Here is a 22,046-nt window from a genome sequence, read left to right as displayed (position 1 = left end):
GGATAAGTAGCTGAATATTAAGTTTAGACTGTTTCTTTAAAGGCGGAGTGCAGGTTACGCCTGCTTTGCAAGCAGAGTTTGCACTCCGAAATATTGGAAAATTTTAGGTAAATTACTTGATAAATCAAGGAGCAATGACATGCATGTGACTTATGAGCAAGCGGAAAAAATGATCAATGCCGCCGTTAATAAAGCCAAAGAAACCGAAACGCCGAGTTGCATCGCTATAGTGGATTCCGGCGCGAACCTGAAAGCTTTCCGGCGTATGGACGATGCCTGGGTCGGCAGTATCGATGTGGCGATCAAGAAAGCTAAAACCGCCTGTTTGTTTGCGATGCCGTCAGGCGAGCTGGGCAAGTTATCCCAGCCGAACGGCCAGCTTTACAGCATAGAGCATTCCAATAACGGCTTGATCACATTCCCCGGCGGCCTGCCGATCATAGACGAGTACGGCGTATTGATCGGCGCGATAGGCGTCAGCGGCGGCACCGTGGCAAACGACTATCAGATTGCGAAGGTCGGCGTCGCGGTCGCCGGTGTCATCGACCATCCGAAGCATCCGTGGCGGACCTAGAGAATTTTCGTTAAAAAAATAGGGCTTACGAAAAGCATATCGATATTCCGTAGGAGCGGCTGCGCCCGCGATGATGCCGCTACAGTTCTTCAATCGCTGTGTAGATGTCGCGGGCTACAACGCTAATCTTGATCGTAGTGACGGGTTCCAGGGGACGTGCGTCTAACGGATAACCGCCACTTATATGTTCGCTAGCGTACAGACAGCGCCTGACCTTGCCGTTACATTTCTTAGTGAGTTTCTAAACACTATCAAGGATAAATAATGGCTACTTTACGGTTTATGATTGCCCTGGGTGTCATGCTGTTGCCCGCGGCGATTGCTCATGCGACAACGGCGGACGATGCGTATATTGCCGGCTACGCGGCGGCCGCGCTAAAGCATGGTTTAAAGATTGATAAAGCCTCGTTAGTGGTACGGAATGGCGCGATTAATTTGTCGGGACGTAATTTAAACGCCGGCGACCGCGCCAAAGCGGCACAGTTATTAGCCGAAATTCCCGGCGTCAATGCGGTAAAAATTTCCGAGGATACCGATCAGCAGTTGATATACGGCTCGTCAACGTCCGCCCAAGCCAGTGCCGTCCAGGCGCTGCCGTCGAATGAACCGGTTATTTTGCCGACAGGACTTCTACCGATAGGCCACTTGTTTAAGCCTTTATTGGCGGACCCGCGTTGGACGCATTTCTCGGCTGCGTATCGTAATTTCCAAAGCAAAAATTTCGACGGCAGGGATATAGCCTCGGTGAGTTTCGGCGAAACAATACCGATTTATCGGGATAATTTCGGGCAGTCCACTGTGCAATGGGAGGCCGGGCTTCAGGGCGGGGTCTTTAGCGATTTCAATCTGGACGCGCCATCAAGCGACTTGGTCAATACCGATTTTATTGCTGCGCTTTATTCAAGTTTGCGAGTCGATCAATTCTCGGCTTTTGGCCGTATTTATCACCAGAGCTCGCATCTGGGCGATGAGTTTCTGTTGCGCAAGATCGGTACGAAATTCGAGCGCGTGAATCTTAGTTATGAGGGCGTAGACTTAAAACTTTCTTATGAATTTCCTTACGGCATACGTTTGTACGGCGGCGGAGCCGGGCTATTCGACCGGGAACCTTCGGCGCTGAAGATATGGTCGGCGCAATACGGCGTTGAATTTCGAAGCCCTTGGCGCGTGGAATTGGCAAAAATGCGGCCGATTGCGGCAGTCGACATCAAAAACCATGAAGAAAACCGTTGGAATTACGACGTATCGGCCAGGGCGGGCGTTGAGTTTGAAAGCTTGCAGGTATTAAGCCGCAAGCTGCAATTGATGGCTGAATACTATAACGGTTATTCGCCAAGCGGGCAGTTTTATAAGGAAAAAGTGGAATATTTCGGTTTGGGTGCGCATTATCTTTTTTAGCGGATGTTACGCATTGTTCACGAAAAGCGCGAAAGCCACGAAAAATAGAGAGTTACGCCAACTAAGCTTTATGCTGCTTCGTTGCGCGAGTTAGACCTTCCAGGTTTGCAAAACCTGGAAGGTCTGTCTATCGGCCTGTTTCTTAAGCGGCGCGGTGAGTAGCTCCGCGCGGCAACTTGCCATTATCGCTCCGTTAGAATAATAATTAAGCCAATTCTGCAAATGGCTCACGGGGGCAGACCGATGGCAAAAAACCACCAACATAATCATTCTCACGATCACGCCGGACACTCGCATAGTCACGGTCATCGGCATCACGATCATACCCATAAGCAAGGCCGCGCTTTCGTTTTAGCCATCGTTCTGAACTCGGCCTTTGTGCTGATGGAGTTCAGCTACGGCTTTATTGCCAATTCGACGGCGCTGATGGCCGACGCCGGGCACAACTTGTCCGACATCCTTGGCCTGGTATTGGCCTGGGGGGCTTCGATCCTTTCCCGCAGGGCGCCGAGCGAGCGTTACACTTACGGTCTGCGCAGCACCTCGATCATGGCCGCGTTGGCGAACGCGATGTTCCTGCTGGTCGCGTCCGGAGCTATTGCGCTGGAAGCCGTTCATCGTTTCTCGCAGCCGCCGGCGGTCGCGGGATTAATGGTTACATGGGTCGCAACTGTCGGTATCGTCGTCAATGGACTATCGGCATGGTTGTTCGTTAAGGGCAGCAAAAGCGATTTGAATGTGCGCGGCGCTTATCTTCATATGGCGGCTGATGCGGCGGTATCGCTGGGCGTAGTGATTACCGGTATCGCTATGGTTTTTACCGGCTGGTTCTGGCTCGATCCGGTGATCAGTCTGGTGATCGTGGCCGTCATTGTCGTCAGCACTTGGGAATTGCTGCGCGAATCCGTACAACTGGCGTTGATTGCCGTTCCGGCGCATATCGACGTGGCCGCGTTGGAAAATTATCTGCGCGAATGCCCCGGCGTGGCCGGCATTCATGATCTGCACATCTGGGGCATGAGCACGACCGAGAGTGCGTTAACGGTTCATCTGGTCATGCCTGACGGTTATCCCGGCGATGCGTTTATTGACGCCATCGTGCAGACGCTCAAGGATCGTTTTCTTGTCCATCATTGCACGTTGCAAGTCGAGCAGGGAACGACCAATCATTCCTGTGCGTTGTATCCTTCAATTACTGCCGGACATATTCACTAGCACTGGTTTTAGAATCTCAAAAAGCAGCGGTTATATAGTCGATCAACCTACTCCCGTCTTATTCAAAAAACGTTTAATTTTAGAAAGTTGATAAAGCCTGATAATAACAATGTGTTGGCTATTTATTAGGTTATCCATTTAAGCCGGGAGCGTTAAAAAATGGCACACGGATGACACGGATTCGACTGATCGACACGGATAAAGCGGAAGCTCTGTGCTTAAAAATAACCTATTGAATAATAACGAGAAAATCTGTGTAAATCCGTCATATCCGTGTCATCCGTGTTCCCTGTTCATTCTGCAAAAATGTTAGTCTTTGCGTATGTGTCTCGGCTTACGTTGAAAGCTTATGTATAAATTGTACGTTTTCTCGTTAAGATGGGAGTGAAAAGAGCAGGGCAAAGGTCTACGCATTCGCACTTATTCCTTGATTACGATAAAAAGTCTAGCATCCAACTTTAGACCAAAAATGCCTGAACGAAATAGATAGTAATGAAATTGGCATGTGATTAACCAAAGCTAACCCAGAGGAATTGCACGATGACCAACTTAATTCTAACGCTAGCATTCTTGTTTCCGGTATCGGCTACACCCAGTGAAGAGGGATGCCTAGCTAACATTATTTTCGCGGAATCCAGGGGGGAATCCATAGAAGGCGCTGTCGCGGTAGGGCAGGCAACAGTCAACCGGGCCAAGCGTACCGGCAAGTCAATCTGTAACTTAAGCGGCGTGTCCCGGTTAACCCCGCCACGCGGCTTGATATCGCATTACACCGCATTAGCTAAATCCGTTATGCATGGTAAAGAATCCATCGTACGGAACTCCGACAGCTGGAATGTCGGCACCAAGCCGCGGTATTCCGGTGAGATTGTCAGGCAAATCGGCGGCCATGTTTTTTATGTGATGTCGAGATTGTAAAATTTATGGCCAAAGGCCATAAGTTTCGTTTGAGCGGGTAAGCCGCTCAACTCAGCTTTAGGATACATCCATTTTATAGCCGAAGCCACGGACGGTTTTCAGCAGTTTTAACTCATAATCGTCATCGATTTTCCGTCTCAACTGGCGGATATAAACATCCACGACATTGGTCAACGGATCGGCGCTATAGCCCCATACTTGTTCTAGTATCCGGGTGCGGCTCAGCACCTTGCCGGGCGTGCGCATAAAGCATTCGAGCAAGGAGAACTCTTTCGGCGTCAGGTCGATCAATGTTTCTCCGCGCTTGACCTCGTGGGTTTCGCCGTTCAACACCAAATCGGCTATGCGCAGTTCTTTGCTTTCTTTTTCAGGTTTGATCTTGCCGTTACCGCGGCGCATCAGCACCTCGATCCTGGCCAGCAGCTCTTCGAATGCGAAAGGCTTGGTCATATAGTCGTCGGCGCCTGAGCGTAAGCCGGTGACTTTATCCTGCACGGTGTCCCTGGCCGTCAACATCAGGATCGGGGTGGCGACGCCGGTATTGCGCAAGCGTTCGCAAACCTCCCGGCCGTTCATGTCAGGCAAGCCAAGGTCCAGGATCATGACTTGAAACTTGCCTTGACTGCCCAGCGCCACGGCCTGCTGGCCGCTACGGGCCACTTCGACAGTGTAGCCTTCGGCCCTCAGTCCCCGGTGAACAAAATCGACAATGCGATCGTCGTCTTCTACTAGCAGAACTCTCATATAACCGGTATTCATTGGATTTTTATTTAATTTATAGTGATGAGGACTTTATTTGCATATTAAAATCAACTCAGCTTTATCCCCAAGTAGGGGTTGAGCGGACGAGCCGCACGACTCAGCTTTAAATCTTGATAATGGTGTCGCTATAAAGAGCTACCAAGGGATCATGGGTCATTAAGCGCATCGGCTCTACAAGCGCTTGGGCCACAAGTATGCGGTCAAACGGATCTTGGTGATGCGAAGCCAGCTCTTCGACCGCAATCGCATGTTCCGCCTCAACGGCGAGGAAGCGATAGCCGGATTCCTGAAAATAGCGCATTGCGTCTTGGCTGGAAACCGGCATATCGCCTCGGCCTAGCGCATGCTTAATCGCAATTTCCCAGATATTCGCCGCACTGACCCAAACGTTCGTTTTGCGTGACGTAATTAAATCGCGCGCCCTTTGCGGCAGTTTGGGGTTATCCGTAATGGCCCATAGCGCAACATGAGTATCCAGCAGCAGATTCAAGACGAGGCCTCGCCGATAAATAACCGAGCCACTTCGTCGTTATGCGTATCGATGTTGTCCGGCACCACGAACAAGCCTTTCGCGACGCCAATCCGCTGTCCGGTTGATGCAGTCTCCAGCGGGACCAATTTGGCAACCGGGCGGCCATTCCGGGCAATCACGATTTCACGTTCTTGCCCTTGCTCAATGGCCTCTACTAAGCGAGACAAAGAGGACTTGGCTTGTAACATATTGACAGTTTGCATTGCCTTCTCCATGAAAATTTTTAGTCTAGTCTGGCTAACTGCGCAAATCAAGCATGAATATTTACCGCTCCGCTTTGGCTAGTAAAGAGCTTTTATCCCGAACCAGTAGGGGAGTTTAATCCGGCGAAACCAGCGGCAGCACGACCGTAAACGTCGAACCCGAATTTTCACTGCTGGCTGCGGTGATGCTGCCGCCGTGCGCTTTCAGGATAGATTTGGCCATCGGCAAGCCCAGGCCTTTGCCGTCGTCCCGCGAGGCCAACGCATTTTTGCTGCGGAAATGACGGTCGAAAATGCGTTCCAAATCTTCCTCCGGTATGCCGATGCCTTGATCGCTGAGGCTGAAGCTTGCGATGCCGCCGTCCACCTGCAAGGCGACCGCAATACGGCCGCCGGGATTCGAGTATCGGCAGGCGTTGTCGCCGAGGATGAATAACACTTGCCGAAGCCGTTGCTTGTCGCCGCGCACCCAGACCGGCCCTTCAGGCGCATCCAGCGAGACCGACATCGATTCTTCCTCGGCCATGACCTGAAAATTCTCGACGGCCGCGGACAGCAGTTCGACCAAATCCAGCCGCTCCCATTCGAACTGGAGGTTCGCGGTTTCCGCCCGGGCCAGGAACAATAAATCGTTGACGTATTTTCCCAACTGCATCGACAGCTCGACGATACGGTGCAAAGCATCCTTATACTCTTCGGTTTCCCGGTCCTTGCCGCGCAACGTCACTTCCGCCTCGCCGCGAATGACGGTAATCGGCGTGCGCAGCTCGTGGCTGATGTCGGCCAGAAACTCCCGGCGCTCGTTGTCCATGCGTTTCAATTCTTCGTTTAATTGATGCAGCTCGACAGTGCGTTCGGCGACTCGTTTCTCCAGCACCAGGCGGCCTTCGCGCAGTTTATTTTGCTGAAGCTCCAGTTCCTGCGCCATTTGATTGAAATGGCTGGCGAGATAGCCGAATTCATCGCCGGTATCCAGCGCAATACGGTAATCCAGGTTGCCGGAGGCGATTTCATCGGTGCCTTTCATCAACGCTTCAATCGGTTTTTTGACGCCGCGAAACAGCAATGCGCCGGATAACAGGCTGAATATCGCCGCGATCAACGAAGCCAGGATCGCGACCCAGCGCGACTGCGCGACCAAATCCTCCATTTCCTGCTTGGCTTTGCCGGCTTTTTCCCGTTCCGCATCGATCGCCGCATCGATCAGCGGCTGGAATTTTCCGTCGATTTCTTCTTCGGAGAATTTTGACAACGCTTTCACGGCCAATTCGTTTTTACCCTGCTGACGTAGACGTTCGACTTCATCGAAGCGGTATTCGCCGGCATCCAGGAAGGCGGTGAAATGCGCGACTCGTTCCAGCTCGGCGGACTTATCCTGGCGATCTTCGCCGTGACTTTCCGCGACAGCGGTGTTCCTCAGTTCCTGCATCGCCTCGTAAAGACGCTGTTTGGACGATTCGACGCCGGTATCCGCGGCCGGGCTGTCCGTGATTTGTCTATCCATCCGCTGTTTGAAGTGGCGATAAGCTTCCTGGGATAACTTTTCATAATGGTCGAAAGCGTCGTACGCCATTTGGCTGCGCTGAAAATGCCCTGCCACCTGGTTCGCGCCCCAATACAGCGCGATGCCTAAAAACAGCACAAAGCAAAACGATACGACGATCACGATCGCCAAGCGGAAACGGAACATGCAGGCTTAGTTTGCGTCGCCGCTTTCGTCCAGGTGTTTTTCCATTGAGCGGATCGCTTCCAGTTTTTCCCGCAGCAGGCGGGTTTCATCCTTTTTCGAGCCGCCGGTATCTTTCGATTCCAGCACCGACTGGACCGATTTTTGTTTGTGCTCCAGCGAGCCAACTTTTCTCGACACGTTTTGCAGGCGTTTTAACGCTTCGGCATGAATCGCGACCAGCCGTTGCATCCGTTCATCGGACAGGTTCACCGGCGGGATGGAACTGACGCCATCGAGGATTCTGGGGATGTCGCCGCAGCTATCGGACAGCAGGCGGCCTACCATCAAGTGCAGGTGTATGCCTGGGCCCGGAGGGCTTTTTTGCCGTTTCAATAAAGTACGGCAGACATCGGTGCGCGCTGACGGCGATATTCTGGACATATTGGCCCCGAAAGCCAGCAGTTCGTCAAAATCCGATTGCGCATAGGGATCGTTATAAGTGGATGAGTAGCCGTTCCAACCGGAGTTGAACTCGGCGCATCCTGTTAACAGCAAGACGCCAAGCATCAAGCCGGTATTGCGAATAGAAAAAAATGACAGCATAGGTTTATTGGTTTTATGTTTTGAGTGTAATTAATAGCGTACAGATAAGAATCAAATGTCTCGTTCCCATACGCTGCGTGGGAATGCAGTCAAGGCGCGCTGCGCCGCGAGCCGGGAGCAATGCGTCGATATGCAGGCTATCTTAATAGGACGCAGCGCGTCCTATATCGCATTCCCACGCAGCGCGTGGGAGCGAGAACTAGTGACGACACGCTACGTGGAAACGACAGTACTTTTTTACGCACTGACCCCTAATTTTAAGCCTTCCCGCTTAGCGGAATCTGAACGCGGACGCGGGCTCCGTGTTGATCTTGCCTTGAGTCGATAATATCGACCTTGCCTTGATGGTTGACGACATATTCCTTGACAATCGCAAGCCCCAGGCCCGGGCCTTCGATAGCATCTTCGGATTCGGCAATCTTGCCGCGGAAAAAGGGCTCGAACACATGCAAGCGTTCATCGGGTTCAATGCCGGGACCTTCGTCTTCGACTTCCAGTTCCAATTGCGCGCCCGAATCGCGAAGCATGATCCGTATTTCGCCGCCGGTCGGCGAATATTTGACCGCGTTCGACATCAACTGCTCGATAATGCTGCGTAGCTGGTCTTGGACGCCGGAAATCTCAACCGGCCTGACCAGTTTTTTTACACTGATCGACTTGCTTTGCAGATGGACTTGAAAATCCTCAATGACCGCTTCCAGCAAGGATTTCATATTGACGGTTTGCTTGCGGTTAGCTTCCTGTTTCGAGTTGATCTGGCTGTAACGAAGCAATTCCTCGGACACGGTTTTCAGCTTGTCGACATTACTGCATAACTGTTTGGCGATGTCGTGCCGTGTATCGCTTGATTGCTGATCCGGCACGACGGCGAGAAGTTCGGCGCCTTCGCGGATGCTTGCCAACGGCAGGTCGATTTCGCGGGCCACGTTAAGCATGAACTGCTGCTTCGAAACTTCCAGCTCCATCAAATGCGTACGCAGCCATTCGAGACGGTTGCCCAGGTAGCGCAGGTCCGAAGGGCCGGTAATATCGATTGCTTCGTCGAGTTCGCCCGAGCCCAGACGGCGGATGCCGGCGTCCAACTGGCGCATCGAGCGCGAAAGTATCGCCAGCAATACCGCGATAAAAATAAACGAAATAACTAACAGCGCTCCGCCTTTGATCAACAACCCTTGTTCAAGCGACTCGGACTGATTGCGCAATTCGTTGAATTCATGATCGACGTAGCTCTCGAATTCGCGCGACAGGCTGGAGGAGGATTCGCGCAAGCCCTGAAACGCTTCGTCGACCGGCAACTTCAGGTTATTCTCGCCGGCCGAGCCGATGATCTGCTGGTAAATCAGCTCCTCTTTCTCCGACAGCTCGTTGACCAGCAAAGCGATTTTGTTGTCGATATGCAGCTTTAGAAGGGCGTTCAACGCTTGCTTGAACGATGCGCGGGTGCTTTCATAGGATTGTTGCTCATAAGGTTGGCGCACGGCCGGATCGGACAGTAAAACAAACAGCCTGGCTTTGCGTTCAATATCGCCGGTTTTTTGCAAAACCAGGCGTATCGCCTTGGTTTGTTCAAAAACTTCGGAATTGATGGTTCTGCCCAATGCCGAGGTTTCGCGCATGCCGAAAGCCGCATACATCACGGCTAAAAAAAGCGGAATAACCGCAATCACAAAACCAAGAGCGATAAGCGATTTTAACGAAAGAATATTTTTGAATTTTATCCGGTCGCATAGCGCAAACAAGCGTTCTGCCGGTTTTGACCAAAGCTTCGATAAATCCGGTTTTCCGGAAATACCCGGAACAGAATTGGGGATAGGCTCCTTCATGGATCTCCGTGTGTAATTGTTAAAAGTGGTCCTTTCGCCAATAACCCATCCATGATGCCGCGCCGCAACGGGAGCCGCTTCGGGCATTATAAAACCCGATTACAGCTACGATACATTTGCCGGCAAGCCTGACTCAACGGCGGCTATTATACACACAACTAAACTATCGCTGACCATGTTGCGGGTTGATCGATTGTTTTCTCTTTGAAACTTTACAATCTATGACTGGCGTTAACGTATAGCGACTATTCAGGCGCCTGTTCCCCGGCTTCGGCTTTATTGTTGAGAAATTCAACCACATCGTCGTTTTGTACCCGGTAATAAATGTCCTCGACAGGCAAGGTTAAGCCAATCGATTCGAAAGTAATTTCATCGCCGAGAAAATAATGCTTCGGCAACCAGCCCTCGCTTCTGCGTATGACTTGAATATCCGCGAAATCCTGTTGGATCAGCACATATTCTTGCAGAGTGGGAATATTGATATAGGACATCAGCTTGACGGTTTCGTCCGTTCTGCGCGTCGATCTCGATAAGACCTCGACAATAATGATAGGGGTCTCGGTGAAATAGGGTTCCGAATCGTCGAAATGGCAATCGACAGTCGCATCGGGATAAAAGAAGTTCGAACCGACCCTGACCTTCATGTCCGAACCGAAAGGTTCGCAAGGCGTGTTTTCTAAATGATTACCAAATTTTCTTAAAACATTCACCGATATTCTTTCGTGATTGGCGCTGGCTCCGGCCATCGCATAAACATGGCCATCGATCAATTCATGCTTGACTTCGCTAAGCGGTTCGCCTTTCAAATAGTCTTCCGGGCTGATGAGTCCGGTATCTTTTACGGCTAACATGTCGTTTCTCCCAAATAGTTGTCGTATTTTCATTATAGCGGTATTTGGTTGTTGCCAATGACCTGTTAAGGCTTAAGAACCTGGAGCGACCGTGCTGCATATAGCCGACGGTCTAAAAGGGAAACGGTTCCGATTTATTGAGGCAGACCAAGCGGTTGCTTTTTAGGGGCGTGTAAAAGGTTTGCTTGAGCGAATGAGCCAGCTTCAGGTTTTCCCAAGAGGCATACCAGCTGCTGAACAACACTGTCTTCGCTTTAAAGGCTTTGTCGGCAACGGCGTTGACCGGCATGTCCTTGAAATGGTCGTTTTTGGTCTTGCCGTCGGCGGCGTTGCGATAGATCCGGTTATCCATCGGGTAATGGTCCTGTACATTACTGTGCAGCCGATTGACGCCGATGCTACGCATCAAGTCGCCCAAAGCACCGCTTTGGCTAGGGTTGCGAAAGTCAAATATTAACAATAAGCATTTTACCGGTTGGGTGGAACTAGGTATTATTACCTATAACTGTAAGTTTATGCTTACAGTTATAAGTTTATTTAGTTTTCAATCCCATCGACATTGGCGCAGAGCATAACCCGAATGAATTTGATTGAAAATAAACTTAAGAAAAATTCGGACGATACAAATTCAAACCAATCTGCTCCTGCTACTAACCCTGTAGGGTACGCACGGCGGTACCCGACGAGGCTATTTTTGAAGAGTAGTGTTCATTGGCAAGAAGTGGTGTTTGAACAGGGCAGAGAGCGTTTAAGCCACTAGGGCCGGCAAACCAGATAACATGAGCTTCGGCATATATCATGGCTGATGGGTGAAGAGAGACACTATGAAAACAGCGGCAAAATATCAACCCATTCCTTGTACTCGCCTGGATTGCTCCGCGATAGACGATCTCAATACCATTTTAAATGCTTTAGCCAACGCCAGTTCACACCATCAAATCCATGAAGCAATGGATTGTTTGCAGAAAAATCAGGGAGCCGATGTACTCGGACAGTTATTTTTGCCGAATTATTCTTCTGAAAAAGCTTCGTATTACGCCCATTCGGAAAATCTCGATCGATATACCCAAGCCTATCTGGAATCCAACGCCATTGTTATCGATACCATTTCTTCTCAAATACGGCACCAGTGCTTGCCGATTGCGTTCGGCTTGGATTTTCAGCGGAAGAAAGCGACCCGGGAAGAACAAATTTTATATTCGTTACTCGACTCGCATGAAATCAGCTGCGGTATTATTGTGCCTGTGCACACGCCCTCGTGTTTTTCAATATTCAAAGTCGCGTTTTCTGAAACTGATCCTGATCTTAAAGTCCGGCTGCCCGCGTTGGCAACCCTGTCGCAGCTGATTGCGACGCAAATGCACGACACCATTTGCCGAATCAATGGCATGAAGTCATCGGAAGGGGAGGCTTCCTTATCGTCCCGTGAAAAAGAATGCCTGACGTGGGCAGCGGCGGGCAAGGTCGCTTGGGAAATTGCCGAAACGTTAGGCGTCGCCGAAGCCACCGTCATCTTCCATCTCGAGAACGCCAAACGCAAACTGCAAGCAAAAACGCTGCCGCAGGCAGTAGCTCATGCGATACGCAGCAAACTGATTATCTTTTAATTCAGTAGCTTAAGGAATCGGACTTTAATGGCTACAAAATACCTAGAAGAAATGGGAGCTATCCCGGCCGACTTGCCTCCAGTATCATTTTTATGCTGCTCAGTTCGTTGCAAGTCGCCCCGAGTCTTGACGCATCCCCAATCCATCAACGCCGATCCGCTGAAATTTAACCGCTATTCAGCGGATCCAGTCGATTATTGTTTATTCCAGGTACCTTCATGACGACAACCTCCCAGCAACACAACGAAACTGTTTCTGTCGATAACAACGATAGCAATGACACAGCTTCGCTGTCGATCACCGATGAAAATAGGATAACGGTTCTGGCACCCCAGATATTACGCACCGCCGATCCCAGCCTGGACGGTGGCAAATGGGAAGTGGCATTTATCGATACCGGTGTGGCCGATTACCAGACCCTGGTAGACGGCATTCGACCCGGTATTGAGGTGGTGCTGTTCGATTCGACTCGAAACGGCCTGTCCCAGATGGCGCAGATTCTAGAGGGGCGGAGCGGCATTGATGCAATCCACATCGTCTCTCACGGCTCCGAAGCTTCGTTGGAGCTGGGTTCGCTGACATTGACTTCGCAAAACCTACAAGGTCATGCCGCCGATTTGGCAACTATCGGTAATGCGTTAACCCCGAACGGCAATATTTTATTGTACGGCTGCGATGTGGCGGCAGGACCCGACGGCGCGGCTTTCGTTTCGGCGCTGGCAAATGCGACTCAAGCGAATATCGCCGCATCCACCGATTTAACAGGTAATGCGTCTCGGGGTGGGGACTGGATACTGGAAACAGCGACGTCGCAGATGGATACCCGTCTAGCCTTTAGCAATTCAGCAACAAGTGCCTATCGAGACGTTTTGGCTGCGAGCACTTTTGATTTTTCCTCTGGTACAAGCGTTGACGGTACTACAACTGTTCTGACTATAAACGACGGAACCAATACGCTCAAACTAACATCAGATAACGGCGCAGGCAGCCTTGATGGATGGCGAGCCGTAAATGATAGTTTTACTAAAAATGCTACTGGTTCTGGTTATACCACCACCTTTACGGGCAAATACGGGATCATCGAAGGACTTGCTAGCAGTTCTTCCATTACCATCACCGCCGATATGGGTAACGATGGCACGTTTGGCGATGCGTTCAAGTTAAGTTCATTTAAACTGGCCGATGCCAGTTTAAATGGGGGAAATTATACGATCAAGCCAAACGGTTCGGCTACCGGTCAGGAGACCGCCTCTCTCGGTAGCCTTCTTGATGTGTATTCGTTCACGCCAGGTACGCAGGCCAATTTCAACAACCTGACCAGCCTGACCGTCGTGTTTTCAAGTAACGCTACGACAATCGTGCTTGATGACTTTTCGATTACCGATCCGGTTATTCCCGGCCCCACCCCAGACAGCATTGTCCGGGCCGGCGGCGCCTCGGCCGCTGTGCTGGGGTTGGCGACCTCGGTCCAGTACACGGTGACCTTTAGCGAGTCGGTGACTGGCGTTGACGCCAGCGACTTCACGCTGACTAAGACCGGCACCGCTAACGGCACGATCAGCAGCGTCACAGGCAGTGGCACGACCTATACGGTCACCGCCAATTCTCTGTCGGGCGACGGTACGTTACGACTTGACCTCAACAGCTCGGGCACCGGCATCCAGAACGGCAGTTCGATCGATATTACTTCCGGTTACACGTCGGGAGAACTCTACACGCTCGACCATACCGCGCCCGGTACACCAACCACGGCTATTGATTTGCAAAGCGGTTCCGATACCGGGCCGTCGAGTTCCGACGATATCACCAAGACCACTAACCCGACGGTGCGGGTCAGCCTGGCCGGCACCAACGCTGTTGTAGGGGATACCTTGGAATTGCTGCTGGGCGGGGCTTCGTTGGGAACGCCGAAAACCAAGGTACTCAATTCCACGGACGTGACGACCAACGGCTACGTCGATTTCACCATTGCCAACGGCGACTTGGGCAGCGACGGCAGCAAGACGCTGACCGCAAAAGTTACCGACGCTGCCAGCAACGCCGGCACGGCGGGCGGTAGCTTGATCCTCACTCTGGATACGACCAACCCGTCCGTTACCATCAACAACGGCACCGCCTTCGCCTATACCGAAAACGCTACGGCCGCCGCGCTGGACTCCACCGCCACAGTCACCGAAGCCGGTACGCCCGGTAAATCGGTGCTGACTGTGCAAATCACCGCCAACAACGAGGCTGCCGATACGCTGTCGCTGCCTACCAGCACCGACAGCGGTATTAATATCGACGGTTCGAACAACCTTCGCTCCGGCACCACCAACATCGGCACGGTCACTGCATCCAGCGTCAACAACGGCATCGCCTGGACCCTGACTTTCCTGGCCGGCGCCACGCAGCAAAATATCCAAGACACCGTCGCCGCGATCCGTTACCACAACACTTCGGACAATCCGGGCACCTCCAATCGCACCGTCACCTTCAACCTGACCGACGGCGCCGGCAACACCGCCACCGCAGCTACCCGCACCATCGCGGTAACCGCGGTCAACGACGCGCCTACCGATATTGCGTTGTCGGCCAACTCAGTCAGTACCTACGATGCGAACGACTCTACCGTCGGCTTGCTGACGCGCACCGACGTGGACGGCGGCGGGCCGACCTATAGCATCATCAGCGTGACGAACCCTTCGAGTGTCGATGTAACGGCTGACAACCTGTTCAACATCAGCGGCGCAGCGTTTCGGGCTTCCACGCCGTCCACGACAACGACCGGCGACTATACGGTCGTGGTGAGAGTCGATGACGGCATAAGCCTTTTAGACAAGACGTTTACGATCACGGTCGATAATTCGCTGGTGGTGACCACGAATTTGGATTCCGGTGACGATGCCGCCACTGGCCCTAGCTATACGGCTGATTTTGTCGACGGCGGCGGTTTGTCGTTGCGCGAGGCGTTGGTTTATGCCAGTAACGGCTCCGTGATTAAATTCGCCGCCGGCCTGTCCGGGCAAACCATTAGTCTCGGTTCCGATGTGACCGCGGCGGCCGGCGTTACGTTAGACGTCGATTCGATCGGCGCGCCGGGCAGCCTGACCATTGCCGGCAATACTTTGAATTTGAGTGGTGCGCTGACCGTCAACAATGGGTCCGGCGACAGTTTGACGATTAGTTCGATCATCGCCGGAGGCTTGGGCAGCGTAGCTAAAACCGGTGCCGGTACGCTGTCTTTATCCGGCAGCAATACGTATACCGGCTCGACGACGGTTTCGGCCGGCACGCTTTCCGTTAGCGGTGGCGCGGCCATATCTAATTTCAGCGGTGTAACGGTGAATACAGGCGCCACCCTCACCCTGTCCGCCAGCGAAACCATTGGTTCCCTGGCCGGGGCCGGCACGGTGACGCTGGGCAGCAATACCCTGAGCGCCGGCGGCGACAACACCTCCACGACATTCTCCGGTGTTATTTCGGGAACCGGCGCGCTGACTAAAGCCGGCAGCGGTACGATGACGTTGAGCGGCAACAATACGTTCACCGGCGCGACGACGGTATCGGCGGGAACGTTGACCTTGAACCGCAACGGCGGCGCGCTGGCCGATGCCGGTGCGGTGACGGTGTCTTCGGGGGCGACGCTGACCTTGTCTTTTGACGAAACCGTCGGCTCGTTGGCCGGGGCCGGCAGCGTGGCCTTGGGGGCCCATACGCTGACGGCAGGCGACGGCACGAACACGGCGTTCTCCGGCGTTATTTCCGGCACCGGCGCATTGACCAAGGTCGGTACCGGCACTTTGACCTTATCCGGCAATAATACTTACTCGGGCGCAACAACCGTATCGGCGGGCGGTTTGACGTTGAATAAAGGTACAGGCACCGGTGCCTTGGCGGAAGCCAATGCGCTTACCGTATCCAGCGGCGCGACGTTGACGTTGTCGGCCAGCGAGACCATCGGTTCGTTGGCCGGGGCCGGCAGCGTGGCTTTGGGAGCCAATACGCTGACAGCCGGCGGCGATAATACGTCTACGACGTTTTCCGGCGCGATTGCCGGTACCGGTGCATTGACCAAGCAAGGTACCGGCACGCTGACGTTGTCGGGCACGAATACCTATACGGGGGGAACGGCGGTGTCGGCCGGCACCTTGGCGGCCACCGGCACGCTCAACGGCAGCGGCGCGGGAACGGTAACGGTCAGTTCAGGCGCAACGCTGGCAGGCACCGGCACCGTGAACAGCGAGATTTTCGTCGATGACGGCGCCACGCTGTCGCCCGGCGTCGCCGGTACCAACAGCGGCGTCGGCAAGCTGACCGTCAACGGCGACCTCCGTGTCAATGGTACCCTGGTGACCGACATCAAGGGCGCCGCCACCGCCGGAACCGATTACGACCAAGTGGCGGTCACCGGCGGAGTCACGTTAAACGGCGGACCATTGACGGTGAACTTGACTTACACCCCGGCACTCAACGACACCTATGTCTTGATCGATAACGACAGTACCGACGCCATCACCGGCGCCCCCGGCACTTTCAACAACTTGGCCGAAGGCGGACGAACGGGTTCACTGCAAGCCAGTTATAAGACGACTGTTAACGGCACCGGCAACGATTTTACGTTGACGATGAATAACACGTCCCCGGTGATCAATAACCTGGGCAGCGACAGCGTGGCCTGGGCTGGGGTCGGGCAGACCGTAAGGCTGGATGGGTCGACGGCGGTGACGGTCAGCGACGCCGAACTGGGCGCGCTGAACAGCGGCAACGGCGACTGGAATGGTGCTTCGTTGACGGTACAACGGGTCCTGAGCGGAACGGCCGACGCCACTGCGAACGATGTGTTCGGTTTCAATACCAGCGGCGCCGACTTCACCGTCAGCGGCAATGCGCTGCAAGCCGGTGGCCAGACTTTCGCCACCTTTACCCATACCGGCGGCGTTCTTACTGTCAATTTCACCGGCAGCGGCACGGCGGCCACCACCGCGCTGGTACAAAGCGTATTGCACGCCGTGACTTACCGCAACGACACCCCCTACGGCACCGCCACGATTCGCATGGGACTTTCCGACGGCGCCGACACCAGCAACGCCGACGTGACCGTGACCAGCAATACGATCTACGTCGATCATTCCGACACTGCCAGTGCGCCGGGTACCGACATACAGGGCGACGCAGCCGACGGTTTCACGCTGACCGAAGCGCTGAACAAGGCGGTCAGCGGCGACACCATCAAGATTCAAAACGGCACCTATTACGGCCAGTTCCGCGCGGCGACCGGCGGCGTCACCATCGAATCGGCCAGCGGCAACGCCGCCGACGTGATCCTCGCCGCACCGGACAGCGGGAACTGGACGGCCTCGGCGCAGGGGGCGCTCAAATCCGGCTACGTCAGAAAAGCCATTCTCGACTTGTGGACCACGACGCCCGGAACCGACGCGATCACAGTGCGTTATCTCACGTTGGACGGCCGTAATCAGGGAACCGCCGACGATGGCGATTTATATGCAGGCCTTTCGACTTACAACGCCAATGCGACGATCGACCACGTCGTTATCAACAATATCGCCCAACCGGTGCTAGGGAACGGCGACTACGAGGGCGACAGCAACCAGTTCGGCATCCTGGCCGAGGGTAGCAATGCCTTAGGTTCACCGGTGACGGTCACCGTCACCAACTCCACCATCGGCACGTTCCAGAAGACCGGCATCGTCGCCTGGGGGCCGCAGCTCAATGCCGACATCCAGCACAACACCGTCAACGCCGTCGGCGTTCACGGCCTGTCCAACCAGAACGGCATACAGATCGGCTCGGGCGGAACCCGCGCTGGCACCACGGCGACGATCAAGTACAACACCATCAACGACATCGACGCCGACGACCCGGCCGGTACGTACAACGCCACCGGCATCCTGCTGGCCTCGGCGGGCGTGTCGGAAATCGCCAACAACACCATCAACGCCCAGCGCACGCCGACCTGGATGGGCAGTTACGGCATCGACCTGATAAACGTCGCCAGCCCGATCAACATCCACGACAACACCTTCACCAACAACTTCATTGGGGTGATCGTCGAAACGGACAACACGGCGCCCGCGGCGCATACCCTTGCCGCCAATAATTTCCTAAAAACCTGGTTTGCGGTGTTCGACAACCAGGATGTCGACCATCAGTACCTGCCGGCCGAAGTCGCCGACACCGCAGTCAACCCGATCACCGTGACGGTCGCCAGCGGCACCGTGGACAATGGCCAAGGCTATCTGACCTACGACCTGTTCGGCGGTAACGACACGTTCACCGACACCGGCTCGGCGCCCTCGCTGATTCAAGCCGGGGGCGGCGCCGACACGGTCACGGCCGGCAGCGGCGCCGATACCCTGACCGGCGGGGCCGGCGCCGACAGTTTGACCGGCGGTGCAGGCAACGACGTTTTTACCTACGATACTACCGGCAACGGCATCGACACCATCACCGACTTTGGCTCCGGCGATGCGATTCGGGTAATTACCCAAAACTTCACCGGCGGCACGGTCACGGCCGGCACCGGCACGACGGTTGCCGGCAAATCCGTACAAATCTTCGCGTCCGGCGGCAATACGACACTCTATATCGACAGCGAAAACGACGCCGATGCCCCGGAGTTGCAGATCACTTTGACCGGCGCCTACCTGCCGGGCAACTTTGTTTTGGATGGCGAATACATCCGCTATCGAAATGTAGCAACCTTCAGCGGACTGGCGTTTTCAGCCGATACCGGCACCAGTACCACCGATTTCGTCACTAACAGCGCGGCCCAGACTATTACCGCCACCTTGAGCGCCGGACTCGGCGCGGGCGAAATCGTTTACGGTTCGCTGGACGGTGGCGCCACCTGGACCAACATCACCAGCAAGGTCAGCGGCACCACACTGACTTGGAACGGCGTGATCCTGAGCGGTAGCAACACACTCAAACTCAAGGTTAGCGACAGCGCCGGCAACAACGGCGTAATCGCCAGCCAAGCCTACGTGCTGGACACAACCGCACCGGCGGCGGTCGCGGCGACAGTGGCCTTTTCAGCCGACACCGGCGTCAGCAACAAGGATTTCATCACCCAAACTGCGGCGCAAAACTTGTCCGGCACCTACACTGGCACCCTCGGGGCCGGCGAAACGCTGCAAATCAGTCTCGACAACGGCACCAACTGGATACCGGCCACCACCGCCGCGGGCGGTACGTGGACGCTAACCGGGCAGACCCTGAGCGGCAGCAACACGCTCAAGGTCCGAGTCGCGGATACGGCCGGCAACAGCAGCGCCGTTTTGTCGCAGGCTTATGTGCTGGATACCGCCGCGCCGGTGTTCGCCGGCGCCACCGTCAACGGCAACACTCTGGTGATGACCTATACCAGTGTCGGCGCCCTGGATGCGACGAATATCCCTGCTCTAGGCGCTTTTACGGTGATGCGCGGGAGCACCGCGATCACTGTCACCGGCGTGACGGTCAATGCCGACGGTAAGACCGTCACGCTGACTCTGGCTTCGGCCGTGGCGAACGGCGATGCGGTGACCGTGGCCTATGCCGATCCGTCGGCAGGCGACGATGCCAATGCCATTCAGAGTAGCAGCGGCAACGATGCCGCCGCCTTGACCGCAACCACCGTCACCAATAATACGCCGGCGGCTGGCGGCGGAAGCGGGAACAACAACCCAAACACCGGAACGGGTAGCACGAACACCGGAACAAATACAGGCACCACGGAAACCACCACGACAACCACCGTGGATGGCATGACCGTCACCGGCACCACGAAAACCACAACGACGACAGTCACCGACCCAACAACGGGAACGGAGCGCTCCGTGACTACCCAGGTGGTCACCACGACCGTTCCTATCGTGCCTGCAACGCGGAAAGAAGAAGACAATTCGACCGCCTTGGCCGACATCCCGCTGGCTAAAGACAACAGCGGTCAAACCGTATTGCAAGCCAGCCTGCCGCCCGGCGTCGGTCTGACTTCCGAAGCGGTGAGCGGCGGCAACAGCCACCTGACTTTACGCGAGCTATTGATTGCCGCGTCCGAGCCGCGCACCGACTCAAACGCGTTCGCCGGCATTCTCGGCCAAGGCATCGACGGCTACGTGCCCGGCGTCCATGACGAGGCCCAGGTCACCGTGCGCACGGTCACGTTCCAGACCCCGGCGGGGGCGTCGGATCAAACCGCCGCGGCCGATGCGCCGCCGATCGTGATTACCGGAGCCAAGGGCACCGGCGAGCAAGATCCGGCCCATCCCGACCGCCAGGAAGCCCTGGTCATCGACGTGCGCAACCTGCCGCACGGCACCGTGCTGCAACTGAACAACGTCGAGTTCGCGATCATCATCGGCGCGGCCCGCGTTACCGGCGGCGACGGGCAAAACTTCGCGGTCGGCGACGATGCCGTGCAGTATATGGTGCTCGGCGCCGACGACGACCTGCTGCATGGCGGCGGCGGCGACGATATTGTCGGTTCCAAAGGCGGCAACGACCAACTGTACGGCGACGACGGCAACGATACCGTGGTCGGCGGCCTCGGCGACGACAGCTTGTACGGCGGCAACGGCGACGACGTGCTGCAAGGCGGGCAGAGCGACGCCGGCGCCTGGACGTTCAGCTTGGGCAGCGACGGTCTGCTGAAGTCGGACTTTACACCGGCCGATGCTAACCTCGCCGACGGCACCCGCGCCAATCTGTCCGGCCCCTGGATTAGCGCCGAAGGCCGCGTGACCTCCGACGCCCGCGTCGCCTTTACCACCGAAGCGGCGGCCAAACTGGAAACCGTTGCGCTATTGTACAAGGCGGTCACCGGCAGCTTGCCGGACGTGTATGCGCTGAGCCATTGGGCGGTATTGGACTACAGCGACGCGCAATATGCGCAAGCGGCCTACGACGCTTACCTGGCGAAACAGCCGCCGGCGCAAGGTCAGGCGATCGAAACCCAGGTCGCAACACTGATCGCTAGCGTATGGGGCGCCCAGGCCGCGACGGCCGACTGGGTTGCGGCTGGCACGCACTTTATCGTCAACGGCGGCAGCTGGGGCGAGGCCCTGAATTACCTGGTGCACCACAACAACTTCAAGGGCAAACTGCTGAATAGCCAGGGCGAGCTGCCGTTGACGCAAACCTACCTATCGCCGGAACTGGGCTGGTCCGGCGATAGCGGCAACGACCAGTTGTTCGGCGGCGCCGGCAACGACACCCTGGTCGGCGGCCGCGGCCGCAACCTGCTGGATGGCGGCGCGGGCAGCGACCGCGCCGTTGTCGTCGAGAACCGCGGCGATTACGTCTTTCGCGTCAACAGCGGCGGCCAGTTGCAGATCAACCATAAACTCAGGGCCGATAGCGATAGCCTGGTCGGCATCGAAAGCGTCGTGTTTGGCGACCAGACCCTGGCGACCGGCGCGTCCAACCTGGACGGCGCCACGCTGAAAGCGTTGTTCGGCCTGTACCGGCTGGAAACCGGGGCCGCGCCGAGCTTGGCCGAACTGAACGCGCAGGCCGCCCATACCGTCCAACTCGGCGACGTGGCCGCACAGCTGATGCAGACGGCCGGCTACCAAAGCCAGTGGGCCGGCCTGAACGACAGCCAGTTTATCGCCCAGCTCAGCACAGCCGTCCTGGGCGCGCCGCTAACAGGAGCGGATCAGGCCTATTGGCTGGGTCAATTGGCGGGCGGCTTGACGCGCGGCCAGGTCTTTATCGATGCGGTCGGGGTGGCGAGCTATCAACAGGCGTTGTTTGGCGGCGAGGGTGCGGTGATCGGCGGATAAAGGCAGGTGGCAGGTAGACCTTCCAGGTTTTGAAAACCTGGAAGGTCTGTTCCATGTAAGTCAGAAGTGCTGTAGCTGCCGGGAGCGGCTCCAGTAAAAAAAGGGAAGGTTCTGTACTTAACGG

General features: G+C 55.3%; 14 protein-coding genes. 6 read left to right on the top strand and 8 right to left on the bottom strand.

Features of this window, described 5'->3' with window-relative positions; all coding sequences use genetic code 11:
* The first annotated feature begins 139 nt into the window (after positions 1–139).
* From EKO24_RS17675 to EKO24_RS17660, 4 genes are all read left to right on the top strand, one after another.
* On the top strand, positions 140–574 hold the full coding sequence (locus EKO24_RS17675) for a GlcG/HbpS family heme-binding protein (RefSeq protein WP_127027744.1): 435 nt from the start codon (positions 140–142) through the stop codon (positions 572–574).
* A gap of 264 nt (positions 575–838) precedes the next feature.
* Entirely contained in the window at positions 839–1,972 is a 1,134-nt protein-coding gene (locus EKO24_RS17670) for a DUF1207 domain-containing protein (protein WP_241674621.1), read from the top strand.
* 243 nt (positions 1,973–2,215) lie between these two features.
* Positions 2,216–3,187 (top strand): cation diffusion facilitator family transporter, encoded by a 972-nt coding sequence (locus EKO24_RS17665; RefSeq protein WP_143733251.1) that lies wholly within the window; start codon positions 2,216–2,218, stop codon positions 3,185–3,187.
* A gap of 540 nt (positions 3,188–3,727) precedes the next feature.
* Positions 3,728–4,105 (top strand): hypothetical protein, encoded by a 378-nt coding sequence (locus EKO24_RS17660; protein WP_127027746.1) that lies wholly within the window; start codon positions 3,728–3,730, stop codon positions 4,103–4,105.
* Between the two features lie 57 nt (positions 4,106–4,162).
* Here EKO24_RS17660 and EKO24_RS17655 read toward each other — a convergent pair whose 3' ends face one another.
* The 8 genes from EKO24_RS17655 to EKO24_RS17620 all read right to left on the bottom strand — a co-directional run bounded on the left by EKO24_RS17655 (position 4,163) and on the right by EKO24_RS17620 (position 11,008).
* On the bottom strand, positions 4,163–4,849 hold the full coding sequence (locus tag EKO24_RS17655) for a response regulator transcription factor (protein WP_127027801.1): 687 nt from the start codon (positions 4,847–4,849) through the stop codon (positions 4,163–4,165).
* Positions 4,850–4,970: 121 nt separating this feature from the next.
* A complete protein-coding gene (locus EKO24_RS17650) occupies positions 4,971–5,357 on the bottom strand; it encodes a type II toxin-antitoxin system VapC family toxin (RefSeq protein ID WP_127027747.1) in 387 nt (128 codons plus the stop codon).
* The gene (locus EKO24_RS17645) at positions 5,354–5,602 is read right to left on the bottom strand and encodes a type II toxin-antitoxin system Phd/YefM family antitoxin (protein WP_127027748.1); all 249 of its coding nucleotides are present in this window, start codon (positions 5,600–5,602) and stop codon (positions 5,354–5,356) included. The genes EKO24_RS17650 and EKO24_RS17645 overlap by 4 nt, the downstream gene beginning before the upstream one ends.
* A 115-nt stretch (positions 5,603–5,717) precedes the next feature.
* Positions 5,718–7,292 carry a sensor histidine kinase gene (locus EKO24_RS17640; protein ID WP_127027749.1) on the bottom strand — a complete coding sequence of 525 codons (1,575 nt, stop codon included), beginning with the start codon at positions 7,290–7,292 and terminating at the stop codon, positions 5,718–5,720.
* Between the two features lie 6 nt (positions 7,293–7,298).
* Positions 7,299–7,874: a hypothetical protein gene (locus tag EKO24_RS17635; RefSeq protein ID WP_127027750.1), complete on the bottom strand. Its 576-nt coding sequence runs from the start codon at positions 7,872–7,874 to the stop codon at positions 7,299–7,301.
* Positions 7,875–8,131: 257 nt separating this feature from the next.
* Complete coding sequence (locus EKO24_RS17630; RefSeq protein WP_127027751.1) at positions 8,132–9,697, bottom strand: sensor histidine kinase; 1,566 nt, start codon at positions 9,695–9,697, stop codon at positions 8,132–8,134.
* 245 nt (positions 9,698–9,942) lie between these two features.
* Positions 9,943–10,548: a Uma2 family endonuclease gene (locus EKO24_RS17625; RefSeq protein WP_127027752.1), complete on the bottom strand. Its 606-nt coding sequence runs from the start codon at positions 10,546–10,548 to the stop codon at positions 9,943–9,945.
* Positions 10,549–10,660: 112 nt separating this feature from the next.
* Positions 10,661–11,008, bottom strand: a complete 348-nt coding sequence (locus EKO24_RS17620) for a hypothetical protein (protein WP_127027753.1) — start codon at positions 11,006–11,008, stop codon at positions 10,661–10,663.
* Between the two features lie 364 nt (positions 11,009–11,372).
* Here EKO24_RS17620 and EKO24_RS17615 point away from each other — a divergent pair, with 364 nt between their 5' ends.
* Both EKO24_RS17615 and EKO24_RS17610 read left to right on the top strand, forming a co-directional pair.
* Positions 11,373–12,155: a helix-turn-helix transcriptional regulator gene (locus tag EKO24_RS17615; protein ID WP_127027754.1), complete on the top strand. Its 783-nt coding sequence runs from the start codon at positions 11,373–11,375 to the stop codon at positions 12,153–12,155.
* Between the two features lie 218 nt (positions 12,156–12,373).
* Positions 12,374–21,922: a DUF4347 domain-containing protein gene (locus EKO24_RS17610; protein WP_127027755.1), complete on the top strand. Its 9,549-nt coding sequence runs from the start codon at positions 12,374–12,376 to the stop codon at positions 21,920–21,922.
* Positions 21,923–22,046: the final 124 nt, after the last annotated feature.

The organism is Candidatus Methylobacter oryzae (assembly GCF_003994235.2).
Lineage (GTDB): Bacteria > Pseudomonadota > Gammaproteobacteria > Methylococcales > Methylomonadaceae > Methylobacter_A > Methylobacter_A oryzae.
This window is presented reverse-complemented; position numbering and strand designations above follow the sequence as displayed.